Annotated in this window: 18 protein-coding genes and 1 pseudogene; 15 read left to right on the top strand and 4 right to left on the bottom strand. The window is 71.1% G+C overall.

All coding sequences use genetic code 11. The annotated features are described in order from the left end of the window. The first annotated feature begins 6 nt into the window (after nucleotides 1-6). The 3 genes from LG391_RS22455 to LG391_RS22445 all read left to right on the top strand — a co-directional run bounded on the left by LG391_RS22455 (nucleotide 7) and on the right by LG391_RS22445 (nucleotide 3217). Nucleotides 7-285, top strand: a complete 279-nt coding sequence (locus tag LG391_RS22455; RefSeq protein WP_225770282.1) for a DUF2160 domain-containing protein — start codon at nucleotides 7-9, stop codon at nucleotides 283-285. Nucleotides 286-364: 79 nt separating this feature from the next. Then, nucleotides 365-2143, top strand: a complete 1779-nt coding sequence (locus LG391_RS22450) for an extracellular solute-binding protein (protein ID WP_374200772.1) — start codon at nucleotides 365-367, stop codon at nucleotides 2141-2143. Nucleotides 2144-2368: 225 nt separating this feature from the next. Then, nucleotides 2369-3217 carry a hypothetical protein gene (locus tag LG391_RS22445; protein WP_225770280.1) on the top strand — a complete coding sequence of 283 codons (849 nt, stop codon included), beginning with the start codon at nucleotides 2369-2371 and terminating at the stop codon, nucleotides 3215-3217. 149 nt (nucleotides 3218-3366) lie between these two features. Here LG391_RS22445 and LG391_RS22440 read toward each other — a convergent pair whose 3' ends face one another. Then, nucleotides 3367-4746, bottom strand: coding sequence for an FAD/NAD(P)-binding protein (locus LG391_RS22440; RefSeq protein WP_225770279.1), 1380 nt, complete (start codon nucleotides 4744-4746; stop codon nucleotides 3367-3369). Between the two features lie 153 nt (nucleotides 4747-4899). Here LG391_RS22440 and LG391_RS22435 point away from each other — a divergent pair, with 153 nt between their 5' ends. The 5 genes and pseudogenes from LG391_RS22435 to LG391_RS22415 form a co-directional block, all read left to right on the top strand. Next, nucleotides 4900-5403: an OmpA family protein gene (locus LG391_RS22435; protein ID WP_225770278.1), complete on the top strand. Its 504-nt coding sequence runs from the start codon at nucleotides 4900-4902 to the stop codon at nucleotides 5401-5403. A gap of 47 nt (nucleotides 5404-5450) precedes the next feature. Then, complete coding sequence (gene apaG / locus LG391_RS22430; RefSeq protein ID WP_225770277.1) at nucleotides 5451-5843, top strand: Co2+/Mg2+ efflux protein ApaG; 393 nt, start codon at nucleotides 5451-5453, stop codon at nucleotides 5841-5843. Between the two features lie 96 nt (nucleotides 5844-5939). Next, the gene (gene folE / locus LG391_RS22425) at nucleotides 5940-6578 is read left to right on the top strand and encodes a GTP cyclohydrolase I FolE (protein ID WP_225770276.1); all 639 of its coding nucleotides are present in this window, start codon (nucleotides 5940-5942) and stop codon (nucleotides 6576-6578) included. A 161-nt stretch (nucleotides 6579-6739) separates the two neighbouring features. Then, nucleotides 6740-8038, top strand: a complete 1299-nt coding sequence (locus LG391_RS22420) for a hemolysin family protein (protein ID WP_225770275.1) — start codon at nucleotides 6740-6742, stop codon at nucleotides 8036-8038. 192 nt (nucleotides 8039-8230) lie between these two features. After that, a pseudogene (locus LG391_RS22415) lies at nucleotides 8231-8443 on the top strand (type II toxin-antitoxin system Phd/YefM family antitoxin); the annotation flags it as partial. A 19-nt stretch (nucleotides 8444-8462) separates the two neighbouring features. Here the strand turns inward: LG391_RS22415 and LG391_RS22410 are convergent. The 3 genes from LG391_RS22410 to LG391_RS22400 all read right to left on the bottom strand — a co-directional run bounded on the left by LG391_RS22410 (nucleotide 8463) and on the right by LG391_RS22400 (nucleotide 13130). Beyond that, the gene (locus LG391_RS22410; protein WP_225770274.1) at nucleotides 8463-11945 is read right to left on the bottom strand and encodes a chromosome segregation SMC family protein; all 3483 of its coding nucleotides are present in this window, start codon (nucleotides 11943-11945) and stop codon (nucleotides 8463-8465) included. A gap of 20 nt (nucleotides 11946-11965) precedes the next feature. After that, nucleotides 11966-12604: a DsbA family protein gene (locus LG391_RS22405; RefSeq protein WP_225770273.1), complete on the bottom strand. Its 639-nt coding sequence runs from the start codon at nucleotides 12602-12604 to the stop codon at nucleotides 11966-11968. 61 nt (nucleotides 12605-12665) lie between these two features. After that, the gene (locus LG391_RS22400) at nucleotides 12666-13130 is read right to left on the bottom strand and encodes a DUF721 domain-containing protein (RefSeq protein ID WP_225770272.1); all 465 of its coding nucleotides are present in this window, start codon (nucleotides 13128-13130) and stop codon (nucleotides 12666-12668) included. Between the two features lie 81 nt (nucleotides 13131-13211). Here LG391_RS22400 and mutY point away from each other — a divergent pair, with 81 nt between their 5' ends. The 7 genes from mutY to LG391_RS22365 all read left to right on the top strand — a co-directional run bounded on the left by mutY (nucleotide 13212) and on the right by LG391_RS22365 (nucleotide 18779). Beyond that, the gene (gene mutY, locus LG391_RS22395; protein ID WP_225770271.1) at nucleotides 13212-14291 is read left to right on the top strand and encodes an A/G-specific adenine glycosylase; all 1080 of its coding nucleotides are present in this window, start codon (nucleotides 13212-13214) and stop codon (nucleotides 14289-14291) included. A 210-nt stretch (nucleotides 14292-14501) separates the two neighbouring features. Further along, nucleotides 14502-15053: a NifU family protein gene (locus LG391_RS22390; RefSeq protein ID WP_225770270.1), complete on the top strand. Its 552-nt coding sequence runs from the start codon at nucleotides 14502-14504 to the stop codon at nucleotides 15051-15053. Nucleotides 15054-15170: 117 nt separating this feature from the next. After that, nucleotides 15171-16139 (top strand): glucosaminidase domain-containing protein, encoded by a 969-nt coding sequence (locus LG391_RS22385; protein WP_225770269.1) that lies wholly within the window; start codon nucleotides 15171-15173, stop codon nucleotides 16137-16139. A gap of 21 nt (nucleotides 16140-16160) precedes the next feature. Next, the gene (locus LG391_RS22380; protein WP_225770268.1) at nucleotides 16161-16748 is read left to right on the top strand and encodes a malonic semialdehyde reductase; all 588 of its coding nucleotides are present in this window, start codon (nucleotides 16161-16163) and stop codon (nucleotides 16746-16748) included. A 69-nt stretch (nucleotides 16749-16817) separates the two neighbouring features. After that, the gene (tsaB, locus tag LG391_RS22375) at nucleotides 16818-17489 is read left to right on the top strand and encodes a tRNA (adenosine(37)-N6)-threonylcarbamoyltransferase complex dimerization subunit type 1 TsaB (protein WP_225770267.1); all 672 of its coding nucleotides are present in this window, start codon (nucleotides 16818-16820) and stop codon (nucleotides 17487-17489) included. Continuing rightward, nucleotides 17489-17950 carry a ribosomal protein S18-alanine N-acetyltransferase gene (rimI, locus tag LG391_RS22370; protein ID WP_225770549.1) on the top strand — a complete coding sequence of 154 codons (462 nt, stop codon included), beginning with the start codon at nucleotides 17489-17491 and terminating at the stop codon, nucleotides 17948-17950. Before tsaB ends, rimI begins: the two co-directional genes overlap by 1 nt. Nucleotides 17951-17987: 37 nt before the next feature. Further along, the gene (locus LG391_RS22365) at nucleotides 17988-18779 is read left to right on the top strand and encodes a M48 family metallopeptidase (RefSeq protein WP_225770266.1); all 792 of its coding nucleotides are present in this window, start codon (nucleotides 17988-17990) and stop codon (nucleotides 18777-18779) included. Nucleotides 18780-18781 lie beyond the last annotated feature (2 nt).

Genomic DNA, 18781 nt, shown 5'->3' with positions numbered 1-18781 from the left:
CGCGCCATGACCTTGGACTGGATGGCCTGGACGCCGCCCACCGCTTGGTTCTTCGGCGGCATCGCGGCGCTCCTGGCGGCGATGACGGTGTGGCAGTTCGTGTCGCCTTCGGTGCCGCGGCGGGGTTTCCTGCCGTTGACGACCACCCGCGGCGACCGGCTGTTCATCGGCCTGCTCGGCGCCGCCTACATCCATCTCGCCTGGATCGGGCTGGCCTCGGGCAGCCTCTGGTACGGCTTCGCGATCGCCGTGGCTTGGATGATCGCGGTGATGCGGTTCGGATGAGCTGACGCGGGTTCCGGACCGGCCCCGGCCAACGGGGTGGTTTCAACATCTGTCTAGACGGGGAGAGATCATGACCAAGATGCTGCACGGGCCGGGCGGGTTCCCGGTCCACCGCCGGGACCTGCTGCGCGGCGCCTCCGCTCTCGGCGCCGCCATCGCGGTGCCGGGCTTCGCCCGCCGCGCCTTCGCCCAGGGCGCCGACCAGCTGGTCGCCAACGCGAAGAAATGGATCGACACCGAGTTCCAGCCTTCGACTCTGTCCAAGGACGAGCAGCTGAAGGAGATGGAGTTCTTCATCAAGGCGGCGGAGCCGTTCCGCGGCATGGACATCAACGTGGTGTCGGAGACGATCACCTCCCATGAGTACGAGGCCAAGACGCTGGCCCGCGCTTTCTCCGAGATCACCGGCATCAACCTGAAGCACGACCTGATTCAGGAAGGCGACGTGATCGAGAAGCTGCAGACGCAGATGCAGTCGGGCCAGAACATCTACGACGCCTACGTCAACGACAGCGATCTGATCGGCACCCATTTCCGCTACGGCCAGGCGGTGCCGCTGTCCGACTTCATGGCGGGCGACGGCAAGGATTTCACCCTGCCGACGCTCGACATCGACGACTTCATGGGCAAGAGCTTCACCACCGGCCCGGACGGCAAGCTGTACCAGATCCCGGACCAGCAGTTCGCGAACCTCTACTGGTTCCGCTACGACTGGTTCACCGATCCGAAGCTGCAGGAGCAGTTCAAGGCGGCCTACGGCTACGATCTGGGCGTTCCGCTGAACTGGTCGGCCTATGAGGACATCGCCGACTTCTTCACCAACAAGGTGAAGGAAATCAACGGCATCCGCGTCTGGGGCCACATGGACTACGGCAAGAAGGACCCGTCGCTGGGCTGGCGCTTCACCGACGCCTGGCTGTCGATGGCCGGCGGCGGCGACAAGGGCATCCCGAACGGCCTGCCGGTCGACGAATGGGGCATCCGGGTCGAGGGCTGCCGCCCGGCCGGCTCCAGCGTCACCCGCGGCGGTGACGTCAATGGTCCGGCGGCGGTGTACGCGCTGACCAAGTACATCGAGTGGCTGAAGAAGTACGCCCCGCCCGAGGCGGCCGGCATGACCTTCTCCGAGGCCGGACCGGTGCCGGGCCAGGGCAACATCGCCCAGCAGATCTTCTGGTACACCGCCTTCACCGCCGACCTCGCGAAGCCCGGCCTGCCGGTGGTCAACGAGGACGGCACGCCGAAATGGCGCATGGCGCCTTCGCCGCACGGCCCGTACTGGGAGGAGGGGATGAAGCTGGGCTACCAGGATTGCGGCTCCTGGACCCTGTTGAAGAGCACCCCTAAGGAGCGGCAGCAGGCGGCCTGGCTGTACGCCCAGTTCTGCATCTGCAAGTCGACCTCGCTGAAGAAGTTGCAGGTCGGCCTGACGCCGATCCGCGACAGCGACATCCGTTCCAAGGCGATGGACGAGATGGCGCCGAAGCTGGGCGGTCTGGTCGAGTTCTACCGCAGCCCCGCGCGGGTGGCGTGGACTCCCACCGGCACCAATGTGCCCGACTATCCGCGCCTGGCGCAGCTGTGGTGGCAGAACGTGGCCGAGGCGGTGACCGGCGAGGTCACGCCGCAGCAGGCCATGGACAACCTTGCCAAGCAGCAGGACCAGGTGCTGGCGCGGCTGGAGCGGGCCGGCAATCTCGGCGACTGTGGACCGAAGCTGAACGAGGAGAAGGACGCCCAGTACTGGTTCGACCAGCCCGGCGCGCCGAAGCCGAAGCTGGAGAACGAGAAGGAGAAGGGCCAGACCGTGGCCTATGACAGCCTGCTGCAGGCCTGGAAGGAAGGGAAGGTGCGGTAGGCCTCCATCCCCCTGCCGTCGTCGCCGGGCTCGACCCGGCGATCCGGAGAACGTCGAACGTTCTGCATGCCCGGGTCTCAAGCCCGGGCATGACAGCTTGTGAGGGTGCGATGGCCGGGTGGGAAGGATCCGGCTGACGGATGGCGCAATAACGTGATCGCATGAGAAAGACCAGGAATCCGTCGTATCAATTCATGAACGCGATGGACATCCGGAGCGATCATTATGCCCAAAGTCAGACCCAAGCTCCGCCATTGGCTTCGCAATCTGACCGGTGCTGCATTGGAATCGCCGGATGACGGGCCGGGCGAATCCAGCACTGCGCCTGGAGCGGAGAGCGACGAGGACTATGCCGGGATCGTTCTGGACAGGCTGCAGGCCTGGCAGGCGGAGGCCCGGGCCTTCGTCTCCCTTGATATCTCGGATCTCGACCTGGACCGGCTGCCCGACGAGATCCTTCTCGAGCTCCAGGCGGCCAAGCTGGAGGGGTACGAGATCCAGTACGCCCGGCTGAAGAACATGATCGAGCAGGGCAACGGCAACGAGGCCTGTACGGCTCTGTTCTCCGCGAGGAATGCGCTGCTCGACGCCAATGCCTTGTTCCAGAAGATTTCGAGGGAGGCTTCCAACGCCGGATCCCGATCGGGCTGGGCGGGCGCGCAAAACCCGTTCGTGTCGAAGGAGATGTCCGCCCTCAACCTGTTCGAGGACTATGTCAGCCCCATCATCGAGAGACTCGAGGGTCGGATTGGCGTTCTGCGCGAGAGATACAGAATCATTGTCGATCTCGTCGACAGGACCACGGACGATATGGATCGTTCGAACATGGCGGTCATGAAGGACAAGGAGACCCTCGACCGGGTCCGAAAGGCCTTCAATATCGCCGAACAGACCTTCGTCGGCATGAAGGCGATGACCGACAACCTTCCGGATCGCGGGCAGTTGCGCAGGGTGTTTCCGATGCTGGCCGACCGGTACAACACGGTCCACGAGGCCTTCAACGAGTGCGATCTCAGGGAGGTTGCGAGCCGGATCAAGCAGGAGATCAATCCCGACATCAGCCTCGGGATCTGAATGTCCTCTGGATTGTCTCGGAGGGTCGCAACGACATCGACCGAAAGAAAAACGAGTTCCCTTTCCCCTCGCGGGAGGGGAAAGGGGAAGGGGGCGTGCCGCCAAAACCGACCCGAAGTCCGGTGACCCGGCCTGCCCTCCCCCGTGCTCTATATTCCCGGGTCGAAGCCGCGCCGGGCAGGGGGCGGCACGGCGTCGCCGTCCAGCATCGCCGCCGCCACCTCGGCGCATTGCCTGCGGATGTCCGGGACCGCCGTAATCTCCCAGAAGGCGCCGCGAGTCGGCGGGCCCAGCGCGTAGAGCCGGGGCGAGGGCTGGCCGTCATGGCCAATCAGCCGGCCCCCGGAATCGACGTCGAGGCCGAGCCGCAGCCGGTCCGGCCGCGCCGCGCCGCCGGCGATCAGCGACCGCAGCAGCGGGTCGTCGGTGCGGGCCGGGTCGGTCTCCGGCCCGCTGGCCAGGACCAGGCGGCAGATCGCACGCGTCTCATCCACGGCGGCGCCGCGGCGGCGCAGCGTCACCGACAGCCCGTCCTCCAGCGCCGTCACCGTCCGCAGCCGTCCGGCCAGCACCTGCAGTTGGCCCGAGGCGATCATCGCCCCGACCCGGTCGGCGATGGCCGGCGCCACCCGGTGCCGGTGCACTTCCCACCAGGGCCGCAGATGGCGCAGGAAGCGCCCGGCCTGGGTCTCGTCCCAGCCCCGCCACAGCGCCTGGGTGAAGGGCCGCAGCCCGTCGATCACCGCCCGCCAGTCGCCGCCCGCCGCCTCGGCCTCGCGGCACAGGGCGCGGATCCGGCGTAGCACCGCCAGGGTCGGCCGGCCGACGAACTCCGCCGGATCGAGCGCGGCCGGCTTGCTGGCGACGTCGCGGTGCGGCCGGGGCAGGAGGCCGCGCCGCGACAGCGCCAGGACGCGGCCGCGATGCTCCTGCGCCGCCAGGCCGGCGGCGATGTCGATCATGGTCAGGCCGGTGCCGAGGATCAGCACCGTTTCGTCCGGCAGGATCGAGGGCAGGCACGCATCCTCCGGCCCGACCAGGATCCGCCCCGGCGCGTCCGGCAGCGGCACCGGGGCCGAGGGCGGAGCGTTGCCGATGCACAGTGCCGCGATGTCGGCCGGCTCGGTCCGGCCGGAGGCGAGGCGCACGGTCACCCCGTCGGCATGGTGGTCTAGCCCCACCGCGCCGTCCGCCAGCATGGTCAGGCCGCCGGGAAAGTCGCGCCCGGCGGCCGCCAGGGTCTCGCCGACATAGTCGCCGTAGAAGCGGCGCGGCAGGTAGGGCTCGTCGCCGGCGCCATGCGCCCGAGCCCAGCTCTGGAAATCCTCCGGCTGGTCCGGGAAGGCGCTCATATTCGCGGTCCGCACGTTCAGCAGATGCGCCGGATGCGGCGTGCCGTAAGCCATGCCGCGGCCGGGCGGGCCGCCGCGCTCGATCAGCACGACCTTCGCCGCCCCGGCCGAGCGGCGCAGGAGCTGGACCGCGAGCAGGCAGCCGGTGAACCCGGCCCCGATGATGGCGATGCGCATGATCCTCCAGCCGCTGCTTCGTCGGGCGGCATGGTAGCCATCTCCTCCCGCTCCGGCCAACCGCCGGATCGAAGCGAGGCGGGAATGCCGCCTCGCCGTTGCCATCGCCTCGCCCTATGCTGCGCGCGGGACGGAGACGGGACGAAGGGGACGATGCGGTTCGTTGCTGTGGTGGCCTGTGTGGCCCTGGCGGGGGTGGCGGCGGGGTGCGTGCCGTCGCGCGACAAGGTCGAGCTGCCCGATTCGGTGCCGGTGGACCGGGGGCTCTCGGCCGATATCCGCTATGTCTTCTTCCTGCCCGGCAAGGCCGGGCTGGCCCCGGACGGCACGGCCGCCATCGCCGCCGCGGTGGTCGAGGATGCGCGGCGCCGCGCCAAGGGACCGGCACCGCGCCTGATCGTCACCGGCCACGCCGATGCCGGTGGCGATCCGGCGGCGGCGCAGCGCCTGTCGCTGCGGCGGGCCAGGCTGGTGGCGGAGCGGCTGAAGGCGGCCGGGATCCCGCCGGGGCGGATCACGGTCGCCGGCGCCGGTGCGGCCGATCCGCTGCTGCCGGCGCCGCCGGGGCAGGCGGAACCGGCCAATGACCGGGTCGAGATCGGATTCGAATCGCCGACGGCGTCGCGATTGGACGCGACGCCGCAGCGTCCCATATAGTCTGATCGGGAGTTCCGGCGCGAAGGCGCCGCCATCGGATCGACGAGATGTACACTGCGGAAACCCGGGCGATCGAGGTGTCGGTCGAGCCGACCTATCTCGAGGACCAGTCCTCGCCCGACGAGAACCACTACGTCTGGGCCTATCATGTCCGCATCGTCAATCACGGGCGCGAGCGGGTGCAACTGCGCAGCCGCTACTGGCGGATCACCGACGAGTACGGCCGGGTGCAGGAGGTGCGCGGTCCCGGCGTCGTCGGGGTCGAGCCGGTGATCGAGCCCGGGAAGGACTTCCAGTACACCAGCGGCGCGCCGATCGCCACGCCGTCCGGCATCATGGTCGGCACCTATCAGATGGAAACCCCGTCGGGCGAGCGCTTCGACGTGGCGATCCCGGCCTTTTCGCTGGACAGCCCGCATCGTACGATCCGGTTGAACTGACGTGACAGACCACTTTCCTAGAGTCCAGGCAGCCCCGGTCCGGGCTGCAGCGCCGAATCGCACCGCCAACGACAATCGCCCGGAGAAGCCGGCATCATGACCCGCAACCCCTTCACCCCCGTGGCGGCCAACGTCGCAGCACAGCCTGCGCGCGCGGTCGAGCAGCGCCCGAGCCGCTCCGAGGCCGAGGAGGCGGTGCGCGTGCTGCTGCGCTGGGCCGGCGAGGATGTCGCCCGCGAGGGCCTGCGCGACACGCCGAAGCGGGTGGTGAAGGCCTATGAGGAATTCTTCCGCGGCTATGACCAGGATCCGGTCGAGCTCTTGTCCCGCACCTTCGAGGAGGTCGAGGGCTACGACGAGATGGTGCTGCTGCGCGACATCGACTTCGAGTCGCATTGCGAGCACCACATGGTGCCGATCATCGGCAAGGCGCATGTCGCCTATCTGCCGGACCGCCGGGTGGTCGGCATCTCGAAGCTGGCGCGCGTGGTCGACGCCTATGCCAAGCGGCTGCAGATCCAGGAGCGGCTGACGGCGCAGATCGCCTCGGCGATCGACCAGGTGCTGAAGCCGCGCGGCGTGGCGGTGATGGTGTCGTCGCAGCACCACTGCATGACCACGCGCGGGGTGCACAAGCACGGCACCCAGATGGTGACCAGCTGCATGGTCGGCGCCTTCCGCGACGATCCGCAGCTGCGGCGCGAGTTCCAGATGATGATCGGAATGCCGGTGTAACCGGCGCCGATCCGGGCAGATTTGCCCCTCGCCGACCGAGGTTCCGCCGAATCATTTCGGCATGACGGTGGACGAGAGGGCGTCCGACCGGTTATCTCAGCCGGCATTATGCCTTCTTCCCACAGCGAAGAGACGGACGAACCTCCGTCTAGCGGCCGCCGATGATCGTCGAACTCGTCATCGTCGTCCTTCTCATCCTGCTCAACGCCTTTTTCGCGATGTCGGAACTGGCGCTGGTCTCCGCCCGCCGCGTCCGGCTGCAGGGCATGGCCGACCAGGGCCATCGCGGCGCCCGGGCCGCCCTCGCCCTGGCCGAGGACCCGAACCGCCTCCTGTCGACCGTGCAGGTCGGCATCACCCTGATCGGCATCTTCGCCGGCGCCTTCGGCGGCGCCACCCTGTCGGCGCGGCTGCGCGACTGGCTCGTCACCCTGCCGGTGATCGGCCCCTGGGCCGACAGCGTGTCCTTCGCCCTGGTGGTGGTCGCCATCACCTATCTCTCGCTCATCGTCGGCGAGCTGGTGCCGAAGCGGATCGCGCTGAACCATGCCGAGGGCATCGCCGCCCGCGTCGCCCGGCCGATGCAGATGGTCGCGGCCATCGGCGCGCCGATCGTCTGGCTGCTGCAGCGCTCGACCGAGCTGGCGCTGCGCCTGCTCGGCGTCTCCGCCGTTCCCGCCCAGACGGTGACGGAAGAGGAGGTCAAGACGCTGATCGCCGAGGGCACCGAGGCCGGCGTCTTCGTCGAGGCCGAGCGCGAGATGATCGACGGCGTGCTGCGCCTGGCTGACCGGTCGGTGCGGTCGATCATGACGCCGCGGCACGAGATGGTCTGGATCGACCTCGAGGACAGCCCGGACGAGATCCGCAGGACCATCGCCGAGAGCGGCTGCAGCCGCTTCCCGGTGGCGCGCGGCGAGCTCGACGAGCTCGAGGGCGTGATCCAGACCAAGGACATGCTCGACCGCATGCTGCAGGGCGGCCCGTTCGACGTGGCCGAGACCATGCGGCCGCCGCTGGTGGTGCCGGACGGCACCCCGGCGCTGAAGCTGCTGCAGACCTTCCGCAGTGCGCCGATCCACCTCGCCGTGGTGGTCGACGAATACGGCAGCGTCGAGGGGCTGGTGACGCCGAGCGACATCCTGGCGGCGATCGCCGGCGAGGTCGCCGACCTGACCGACGTCGCCGGCGGCTACTCGATCGTCCGGCGCGAGGACGGCAGCTGGCTGGTCGACGCCATGATCCCGATCGACGAGGTCGAGCGCCTCCTGCGCCTGCGCGGCCTGCGCTCGGAGGACGGCGACTACCAGACTCTTGCAGGCTTCGTGCTCTGGCATCTCGGCCACCTGCCGAAGGTGGCGGAGAGCTTCGTCGAGAACGGCGTGCGCTACGAGGTTCTCGATCTCGACGGCAACCGCATCGACAAGGTGCTGATCAAGGTGGACCAGACGGAGCCGTAAGGCCCGCAAACTCCCCATCCGTCATTGCCGGGCTTGACCCGGCAATCCAGGAGGTTTCGACATCTTCTGGATGCCCGGGTCAAGCCCGGGCATGACGGAGATGGGTGAAAGTGGTTCTCTGCTCATTGCCCAGAGCGCGCGTCCTCTCGGGCATCAGCCGATGGAGCATCCGATGCAGGCACTGTATCTGCAGCCAAGGCCCGCCTGTCCAAGCTTGTCGACGCGGCACTGGCGGGCGAGCAGGTCGTGATCGCCAGGCGCGGACGGCCCGTGGCAAGGCTGGTCCCGGTTCCGCACAGGGAGTTCCGCATCGGCCTGCTGTCGGACCAGCTCAGCGGCCCGGTGCCGGACTTCTTCGAACCCCTGGAGGAGGATGACCTCTCAGCCTGGGAAGGCGGCAGGTAGCGACGACGTCGGCCGTCCTCTAAACCGCCAGCTCCTGCTGGTGCGGCTGGGCGTGGCGGATGGCCTGTTCGAGGTCGACCGAGACCAGCTGGCTGACGCCGCGCTCGATCATGGTCACGCCGTAGAGCCGGTTCACCCGCGCCATGGTCATGCGGTGATGGGTGATGATCAGGAAGCGGGTGCGGCCGCCCTCCGCCAGCTCGGTCAGGAGGGTGCAGAGGCGGTCGACATTGGCGTCGTCGAGCGGCGCGTCGACCTCGTCCAGCACGCAGATCGGCGCCGGGTTGGTCAGGAACACGGCGAAGATCAGCGCCGCCGCCGTCAGCGCCTGCTCACCGCCCGACAGCAGCGACAGATGCTGCAGCTTCTTGCCCGGCGGGCTGGCGAAGATCTCCAGCCCCGCCTCCAGCGGGTCCTCGGTGTCGGTCAGCGCCAGCTGCGCCTTGCCGCCGCCGAACAGCCGGGTGAACAGCGCCCGGAAATGCCCGTCCACCACGTCGAAGCTGGCCACCAGCCGCTCCCGCGCCTCGCGGTTCAGCGAGGCGATGCCCTGGCGCAGCTTGGCGATGGCGGCGGTCAGGTCTTCCTTCTCCGCCGACAGCCGCGTGTGCTGGGACTCGATCTCGACGATCTCGACCTCGGCCCGAAGGTTGACCGGACCCATGCCCTCGCGCTCGCGGTTCAGCCGGTCGAGCTTGCGGGCGGTGTCCTCCTGATCCGGCAGCGGCGCCTCCGGAGGCAGCCCGGCCAGGCCGGCCACCGCCTCGGGCGCGCAGTCGAGGCGCTCGGCGATGCGGGTGCGCAGCCCCTCGACCGCGGTCTGGGCCGCGACCACCGCCGCCTCGCCGCGCACCCGGGCCTCGCGCGATTCGGCCAGGGCGGCTTCGGCCGCGCGCAGGGCGCGGTCCGCCGCCTCCTGGCGCTGCTCGCCCACCGCCAGCGCGTCGGCGGCCATGCGGCGGCGGCGCTCGGCCTCGTCGATCTGGCCGATCAGCGTCTCGCGCCGGGCGGCGATCTCGGCCGGCCGGGCGTCCAGCTCCAGCAGCGCCGCCTGCCCCCCCCCCAGCCGCGCTCCCAGCTCGGCCAGCCGGTCGGCACTGCCTCTCGCGCGGCTGCCCCAGCCCTGGACCTCGCTCTCGACCGCGCGCAGCCGCCCGCGGCGGCCACCCGCCTCGCGCTGCAGCCGCTCCAGCGCCGATTGCCGGGCGCCCAGCCCCGACCGCGCCTCGGCCAGGGCCGAGCGGATCTCGCTGACGGCGCGGCGCTGGTCCTCGCCATCGGGCAGCGCCGCGATCTCGCCGGCGATCTCCTCGCGCTCGCGCATCGCGTCGTCGCGGTCGGCGGCCAGGCGCTCGCCCTGGGCGGTCAGCGCCGCCAGCCGGCTGCGCCGCGCCGCCTCGGCCTGGGCCGCCTTGCTCTGCGCCTCGCGCGCGCGGCCGACGGCGGCGACGGCGTCCTGCTGGCTGCGCCGCGCCGCCCGGTCGGCCTCCTGCGCCGCCTGCGCCGCCTGGCGCGCCGCGTCGGCAGCACGCCGCGCCGTCTCGGCCGCCTCGGCCGCGGTTGCCAGCTGCGCCTCCAGCTGCTCCAGCCGGTTGCGCTGCTGCAGCCGGGCCGCGGCGGGGGAGGGGGCGCCCGGCCGGGCCACCAGCCCGTCCCAGCGCCAGCGGCCGCCGGCCTTCGTCACCAGCGCCTGGCCGGGCCTGAGGGCCGGCTGCAGCGCCTCGGCCGCCGTCGCATCGTCGACCACGCCGATATGGGCCAGCCGGCGGGCCAGGGCCGCCGGGGCGGTGACATGGCCGGCCAGGGGCTCGGCTCCGGCCGGCAGCGGCGCCGTGCCGTCATAGCCGGGTAGCTCGGCCCAGTGCAGCGGCGCCGACCGGTCGGCCGGCACCGAGGCCTCGTCGCCGAGGGCCGCGCCCAGCGCCGCCTCCCAGCCGGGTTCGACCCGCAGCTGGTCCAGGATCGGGGCGCGGGCGGCATCGCCGCCCTTGCCGCTGCCCAGGGCGGCGCGCAGGCCGTCGGCCTCGGCCTTCAGCCGGGTGGCGGCGCCCTCGGCCGCCTGGGCGGCCTCACGGGCGCCGGAGAAGGCCGAATCGGCGGCCTGGCGGCGGCTCTCCGCCGCCTCGACCGCTTCCTGCGCCGCCTCCAGCCGCGCCTCGGCCTCGGCCAGAGCCAGGGCGGCCGCCTCGGCGCCGTCGGCGCCGGCCAGCTCGGCCTCGACCTGGGCGATCTGGCGCAGCGCGTCCTCGTGCCGGCGGGCCAGATCCAGGAGGCGGCCCTCCAGCTCACGCTGGCGCTTGGCCAGGCTCTGCCGCCGGGCCTCGTCGCCGGCTGCGGCCTCGGTGAGCGCGGTCAGCTTTCCGTCCAGCCCGTCGACGATCTCGCGCTGCGTGTCGATCGCCGCCCGTGCCTGGGCCTCGGCCTCGGCCTCGCCGGCGCTCTGCCGCTCGATCCGCTCGCGCTCCTCCTGCAGCTTCGCCAGGGCTTGGGCGGCATCGGCGCCCAGCGAGCGCTCGCGCACCAGGTCGCCCTTCACCTGCTCCAGCCGGCGGTTGGTCTCCAGGATCGACTGGCTCAGCCGGCCGGCCTCGGCCTCCAGCGTCTCGCGCTCGACCAGATGGCGCTGCAGCGCCACGGCCGAGTCGCTGTCGGCCTTGCGCAGGGCCGGCAGGGCGGCGGCGGCCTCGGCCTGCTCGGTGGTGCCGCGCGTCGCCGCGATCATGCGCTCGCGCACCACCTGCTCATTGGCGTCGTAGGCACGCCGGGATTCGGCCAGGGCCGTGACCGCCGCGGTCCATTGCAGGTGCAGCAGCGTCGCCTCGACCTGGCGGATCTGCTCCGAGATCGTGCGGTAGCGTGCCGCCTGCCGCGCCTGCTTGCGCAGGCCGCCCAGCTGGGCGTCGAGCTGCACCAGCACGTCGTCCAGGCGGACCAGGTTCTCCTCGGCCGAGCGCAGCCGCAGCTCGGCCTCATGCCGGCGGCTGTGCAGGCCGGTGATGCCGGCCGCCTCCTCCAGGATCTGCCGCCGCTCGGCCGGGCGGGCGGAGATCATGGCCGCGATCCGGCCCTGGCTGACCAGGGCGGGGGAGGCGGGGCCGGAGGCATTGTCCTGGAACAGCAGCTGGACGTCGCGGGCGCGCACCGGCTTGCCGTTGATGCGGTAGTCCGATCCGGTGCCGCGCTCGATCCGGCGGCTGACCTCGATGGTGTCGGCCTGGTCCCAGCCGGGCGCGGTGCGGTCGCTGTTGTCCAGCGTGATCGTCACCTCGGCCAGGTTGCGTGCCGCCCGGCCGGTGGTGCCGCCGAAGATGACGTCGTCCATCTCCTGGCCGCGCATGCGCCGGGCGGAATTCTCGCCCATCGCCCAGCGCAGCGCCTCGACCAGGTTGGACTTGCCGCAGCCGTTCGGCCCGACCACGCCGGTCAGGCCGGGCTCGATGGCCACGTCCGTCGGATCGACGAAGGATTTGAAGCCCGACAGGCGGAGCCGGGCGAAGTGCACGGCGGCGCGCTCCTGGCCGGTCAGTTGGTGGCGACGCCCTTCTCGGCGAGCTTCCGGTCGAAGATCGCCTTGAAGGAGTCGAAGCTGTTCTCGCCCGCCACCTTCTCGCCCTCGATGACGAAGGTCGGGGTGGCGTCGACCTGGTATTCCGTCTGCGCCGCCTGCATGCCGTTGACGATGCCGTCGGCGACGCTGTTGTCGGCCAGGCAGGCGTCGAACTTGTCCTTCGGCAGCCCGGCCATGCCGCCGATCTGCGCCAGGGCGCCGATCGGGTCGCTGGCCATGGCCCAGCTCTGCTGGGTCTGGAACAGCACCTTGGCGATGTTGAAATACTGCTCGCGCGGGGCGCAGCGCGCCATCATCCCGGCCCGCAGGTCCAGACCGTTCAGCGGGAACTGGCGGAACACGATCTTGACCTTGCCGGTGTCGACATAGGCCTTCTCGATCTGCGGCAGCACGTCGTTGCTGAAGGCGGCGCAGTGCGGGCAGGTGAAGGAGGCGAATTCCAGCATCGTCACCGGCGCGTCGGCCTTGCCGAGCACGTAGTCGGTGTCGGTGATCTTCGGATCCCAGGCCTTCCCAGTGTCCTGGGCCGAGGCCGATCCGGCCATGAACGTCGCGGCGGCCAGGGCCAAGCCGGCGAGCAGGGTCTTCAGCATCGGGTGATCTCCATGGGATCCGGGCCTCGTCGCACCGATTTCAGCATCATCGCGCCCGACTTCATCGCGGTGGCGTCCGGGCATAGAGCGCCCGGCCGAAGGCCGCAAGTCGGGATTTCCACTCGGGGTCGTCCACCGCTTCCAGCGGCCCTTCCAGCATCGCCTCTTCCGCCGGGGTCAGGGAACGGCGGCGCGGTGTCGCGGGCTGGCGGGCCAAGGGGGCCTGCACCAGCTTGATCCGGGTGATCGCGGCATAGCCGAAATGGCCGTTGATCCGCTCGATCAGCCGGTCCTGATCGTGCTGCAGCAGCAGGGCGTCGGCCGGGTCGACCCTGAGCGCCAACGTGCCGCCGTCGCGCTTCCCGGCCGGGAAGCTCAGCCTCTCCGGCACCGCCCGGTCGGCCCAGTGCTCGCCGACCACCGACGGCCAGTCCGCGAACAGGCTGCCGATGGCGCTGCGCCCGCCGCCCAGCGCCTTGCGGGCGAGGGCGGGGACCAGGGCGGCCATGGATCTCGGATAGCTCATCGGCAGCTGCAGGATCGGATCGAATTGCGGGACTCGGGTGCCTATAGTGGCGCAATGCACCCCCGAGCGGCAACGCGAGCCATGCCCGACACAGCCACGTCCGCCGAATTCACCCCTGCCGACTTCGCCCCGTCGCTCCTGGCCTGGTACGACCGGCACCGCCGCGTCCTGCCCTGGCGGGCGCCGCCGGGGCAGCGGGCGGACCCGTACCGGGTCTGGCTCAGCGAGATCATGCTGCAGCAGACCACCGTGGCGGCGGTGAAGGACTATTTCCTCGACTTCACCCGGCGCTGGCCGACCGTGGCCGACCTGGCCGCGGCGCCGGTGGAGGAGGTCCTGCGCGCCTGGGCGGGGCTCGGCTACTACGCCCGGGCCCGGAACATGCATCGCTGCGCCGTCCTGGTGGTGGAACGCCATGGCGGAGTGTTCCCGTCGGAGGAGGCGGAATTGCGGCAGCTGCCGGGGATCGGCGACTACACCGCGGCGGCGATCGCGGCGATCGCCTTCGACCGGCCGGCCGCGGTGATGGACGGCAATGTCGAGCGGGTGATGGCCCGGATCTTCGCGGTGGAGACGCCGCTGCCGCCGGCCAAGCCGATCCTGAAGACCCACGCCGCCGCCCTGACCCCGATCCTTCGGCCGGGCGACTACGCCCAGGCGGTGATGGATCTCGGCGCCACCATCTGCCCCCCGCGCAGCCCGAAATGCATCCTCTGCCCCTGGTCCGCGCCCTGCCGGGCCCGGAAGCGCGGCACCGCCGAGGCCCTGCCGGCCAAGCGGGCCAAGGCGGCCAAGCCGACCCGCCGCGCCGTGGCCTTCTGGCTGACCGATGCGCGCGGCCAGGTGCTGCTGCGCCGCCGGCCGCCCAAGGGGATGCTGGGCGGGATGATGGAGGTGCCGTCCTCCGCCTGGCTCGAGCAGCCGATGCCGGATCTCGCCGCGGTGCTGGCCGAGGCGCCGGGCGGCAGCGGCTGGCGCCTGCTGCCCGGCCTGGTGCGGCACGGCTTCACCCATTTCGACTTCGAGCTGACGGTGGCGGCCGGCCGCCTCGACGCGCCGGTCGAAGGCGGAATCCTTGTGCCGCCGGATCGGCTGGGCGAGGCCGGGCTGCCGACCGCGATGTGGAAGATCGCCCGCCACGCCCTGCGACATCTTGAATGACCGGGCCGGGCGCCACAAATCAGCCGTAATCACCGCCCCCTATCCGACCTCGTCGGGACGGTGAGGTTGCGCGAGCAACGGTCCGGACGGTCGGCCGCAACTGGCGCGCGACTCTGTCGTGCCCGGTTTCGTCTTGATCTTCCTGGCCGTCGTCTTCACCCTGCCGGCGCCGCGGCCATGAGGGCCGGGCATATCGAAGGAACCGTGTCCATGTTCATCCAGACCGAGCAGACACCCAACCCGGCGAGCCTGAAGTTCCTGCCGGGCCGCGCGGTGATGGATGCGGGCACCGCCAACTTCCCGTCGCCGGAGACGGCGGCGCGGTCGCCCCTGGCGCAGCGCCTGTTCGAGATCGAGGGCGTCACCGGCGTGTTTCTCGGCACCGATTTCGTGACCGTGAGCAAGGCCGACACCCTTGACTGGTACGTGCTGAAGCCTTCGATCCTCGGCGTGATCATGGAGCATTTCACCGCGGGCCGGCCGGTCATCCTGGCCGAGACGGCGGCGGAGGGCTCCCAGTCGGCCGAGGAGTCCGAGATCGAAGCCCAGATCCGGGAGCTGATCGACACCCGCGTCCGGCCTGCCGTGGCCCAGGACGGGGGCGACATCATCTTCCAGGGCTACGAGCACGGCGTGGTGTATCTGCACATGCAGGGCTCCTGCTCCGGCTGCCCCAGCTCGACCATGACGCTGAAGGCCGGCATCGAGAACATGCTGCGCCACTACATCCCCGAAGTGACGGAGGTGCGCGCCGTCGCCTGACGGCGGGCTGCGCTCCACCCGGCGGCGCCCCGGTTCGAGGGGCGCCCGCGGACCCGGTCGTGCCGATAGGCGGGGCGCCCGGGACCGCTGGCCCGGGCGCAACCAAGAACGAGGTCCATGCAGTTCCGTGTGTTTCGACCGGCCGCCGCCTTGGCCGGCCTTTTGCTGATCGTGCCCTTCGCCGCCCTGGCTGAGCCGGCGGCACCCTCCCCGATCACCACCGATCAACCGCAAGCCGAGCTGCAGGTGGCGGATCTGCCGCCGCAGCAGGAACAGGTTCTGCCTGCCTCGGCCGTGCCGCCGATCGACAAGACCTCGGACATCGTCCTCAAGGTCGACAGCGCGGGCAAGCTCAGCGACATCTTCGACAGCGCAGACTACACTCTCACCGAGGTGCGCGACGGCGAGGCCGAGGTGCCGCGCCTGCTGGTCGAGGCGATGCCCGCCGACCTGCGCCGGCTGAATTCGACCGATCTGCGCAAGGATCTGTTCTTCAACGCCCTGCTGCCGCTGGTGCTGCGGGTCAACGAGGACATCCGCCACGACCGCGACCGGCTGCTGGCGTTGCAGGGGCTGCAGCATCTCGGCCTGGCGCCCTCGGCGGATTCACGGGCCTGGCTGGCGGAGCTGGGCGAGCGCTACGGCGTGGCCGACGGCGACATCGACGAGCTGCTGCTGCGGGTCGACGTGGTGCCGCCGTCCCTGGCCCTGGCCCAGGCCGCGGTCGAATCGGGCTGGGGCACCTCCTACAGCGCCCAGCGCCGCAACGCCCTGTTCGGCCAGACGGCGGGATCGGCGGTGCGCTACGCCGCCTTCGACCGGCTGATCGACGGCGTCGCCTCCTATGCCCGCAACCTCAACACCCATCCGGCCTATGCCGGCTTCCGCGCCCGCCGCGCGGATCTCCGAGCTGCGCGGCAGAAGCTTGACGGCTATGACCTGGCGTCGACCCTCCTGCGCTATTCCACGCGCGGAACGGCCTATATCCGCGATGTCCGGGCCATGATCCGTGGGAACGATCTCGTCGAGCTCGATTCCGCGCGGCTTGCCGCGGATCGCGGGTTGGGCTTACCTGCCGCCAGCTGAGACTTTCTGCGGCAGACGGCCATGGCGCTCGACAAGATCGCGCTCGACACGCTGTTCCGGGAGGCCCGCACCCGATGCGCCTTCCTCGACGAGGCGATCCCGGAGGCGACGCTCCGAGCGGTCTATGACCTGATGAAGCGGGGGCCGACCAGCGCCAATTCCTGTCCGGCGCGGATCGTCTTCGTCACCTCCGAGCCCGGCAAGGCGGCGCTGCGGCCCGCGGTCGATCCGGAGGTGCTGGGTGCGACGCTGCAGGCGCCGGTGACCGCGATCGTGGCCTATGATTCGGCCTTCCACGAGCATCTGCCGAAGCTGCTGCCGGACGAGCCGGAGACGGCGATCCGCTTCGCCGCCCGGCCCGACCTGGCGCAGGAGACGGCGCATCGCGACGCGGCGATGCAGGCCGCCTATCTGATCATGGCGGCGCGCGGCCTCGGCCTCGGCTGCTGGCTGGTGGGCGAGTTCGACCGCGCCAAGGTCGACGCGGCCTTCCTTTCCGGCACGCGTTGGCGCTCCAGCCTCCTGGTCGATATCGGCTATGTCGACCGCAGCAAGGAATTCCCCCGCCGTCCGCGCCTGGCCTTCGAGGAAGCCTGCCGGATCGTGTGAGAGCGTGTACGGACCGGATTTCACTATGAACAGCGCCCGAATGTCCGCGGCATGTGCAGGAGCCGGCGCGTGATCGTGCTCGGGCTCGATGCGGCCGGCGCCGGCTGCGGCGTGGCGGTGCGGCGTAACGGGCGGGTGCTGGCCGCGCGGACCGAGGCGATGGCCCAGGGCCACGCGGCCCGGCTGATGCCGCTGGTGCTGGAGGTGCTGGACGAGGCCGGGGTCGCGCCCGGGGAGATCGAGCTGTTCGGCGTCACCACCGGTCCCGGATCCTTCACCGGGCTCCGGGTCGGGCTCGCCGCGGTCGGCGGCCTGGCGCTCGGGACCGGCCGCGGGATCGTCGGCATCCCCAGCTTCGACGCCGTGCTGGCCGATCTCGGCCCGGTCGCCGCGGGCACGATCCTGGTGGCGCTGGACGGGCGTCGGGCCGAGCCCTTCGCCCGGCTGTTCGACGCCGCGGGCACTCCGCTGGGTGAGCCGCTGTGCCTGCCCGCCGCCGAGCTGGCGGCTCTGATTCCGCCCGGTCCCGTGACCGTCGCCGGCGACGGCGCCCATCTGGTGCTGCCCGCGCTGGCCGGCCGGCCGGATATCCGCCGCGCCGGTTCCGCCGCGATCGATCCGGCCACCGTGGCCCGGATGGCCGAGGACCGCGCGGACCAGGCCCGCGAGGGGCCGCCGCCGCCGATTTACGTCCGGCCGCCCGACGCGGTGCCCCTGGCCGCGCCGGTGCCCAAGCCGTGATGCGCATCGTCGAGGCCGGCCCGGCCGAGGCCGCGGTGCTGTCGGCCCTGTACGAATCCGCCTTCGCCGAGGCCTGGGCGCCGGAGCAGCTGGCGCAGCTTCTGGCCGGCCCCGGCGTGCTGACGCTGATCGCTCTGGACGAGGCGGGAGAGCCGGCCGGCTATGCCCTGGGCCGGGTGGCGGCGGACGAAGCGGAGCTGCTGTCGATCGGGCTGCTGCCCGGCCGGCGCCGCCGGGGCGGCGGGCGCCTGCTGCTCGATGCGCTGGTCGACCGCTGCGCGTCGGCGGGCGCGAAGGCCTTGTTCCTCGAGGTCGCGACCGACAATGCGGCGGCGCTCGCGCTCTATCGAGGCGCCGGCTTCCGCGAGGCCGGCATCCGCAAGGGCTACTACAAGGTCGGCGCCGCCGCGGTCGACGCCATCGTCATGAAGCGGGATCTTTTGCCCGCGGCCGCGGGTTGACCGCATCGAACGACAGCAAGGGGGAGCAAGACGTTCGATGTGTCGGAGTCTGACTCTGCACCGCCGCAAGGTCCTCGTCGCCCTGGTGGGCGCGACCGGCACCCTGGTCGTCGGCTGCGTGCCCGGCGGCGAGGGCGGGGATTTCATCCTGGTCTCGCCGCAGCAGGAAGCGGAACTGGGCCAGCAGACCTGGTCCAAGCTCCGTGCCGAGCGGGCGGCGTCCGGCAATGCGGAGATGAACCGGATGCTGGCTCAGGTGGCGGGCCGGCTGGTCTCGGCCACCGGCGGCAACCCGGCGGAATGGGAGTTCGTGGTCTTCCAGGGTCATGAGATGAACGCCTTCGCGGTGCCCGGCAACAAGGTCGGGGTCTATGAGGGCATGTTCTCCGTGGCCGGCAGCGACGCGCAGCTGGCCGCCGTGGTCGGGCACGAGATCAGCCATGTCCACGCCCGGCATGGCGCCCGGCGGATCAGCCGCAGCATGGCGGCGGAGATCGGCATGCAGGCGTTGATGGCGGCAATGCAGGCCGGCGACATGGCGGCCACGGACCAGATCGCCGGCCTGCTCGGCGCCGGCGTGCAGTATGGGGTGATCCTGCCCTATTCACGCGACCAGGAGCTGGAGGCCGACCGGCTCGGGGTCCAGGCGATGGCACGGGCCGGCTACGACCCCCAGGAAGCCGTACGCTTCTGGGAGGCGATGGCCCAGGCCGAGGGCCGCGGCGCGCCGCCGGAATTCATGTCGACCCACCCCGCCGATTCCACCCGGATCCAGGCGCTGCAGGCCGAGCTGCCCGCTGCCATGGCGCTGTATCGGGGGCAAGGATAAGG

This window comes from Inquilinus sp. Marseille-Q2685 (assembly GCF_916619195.1).
In the GTDB taxonomy this organism is placed as follows: Bacteria; Pseudomonadota; Alphaproteobacteria; order DSM-16000; family Inquilinaceae; genus Inquilinus.
This window is presented reverse-complemented; position numbering and strand designations above follow the sequence as displayed.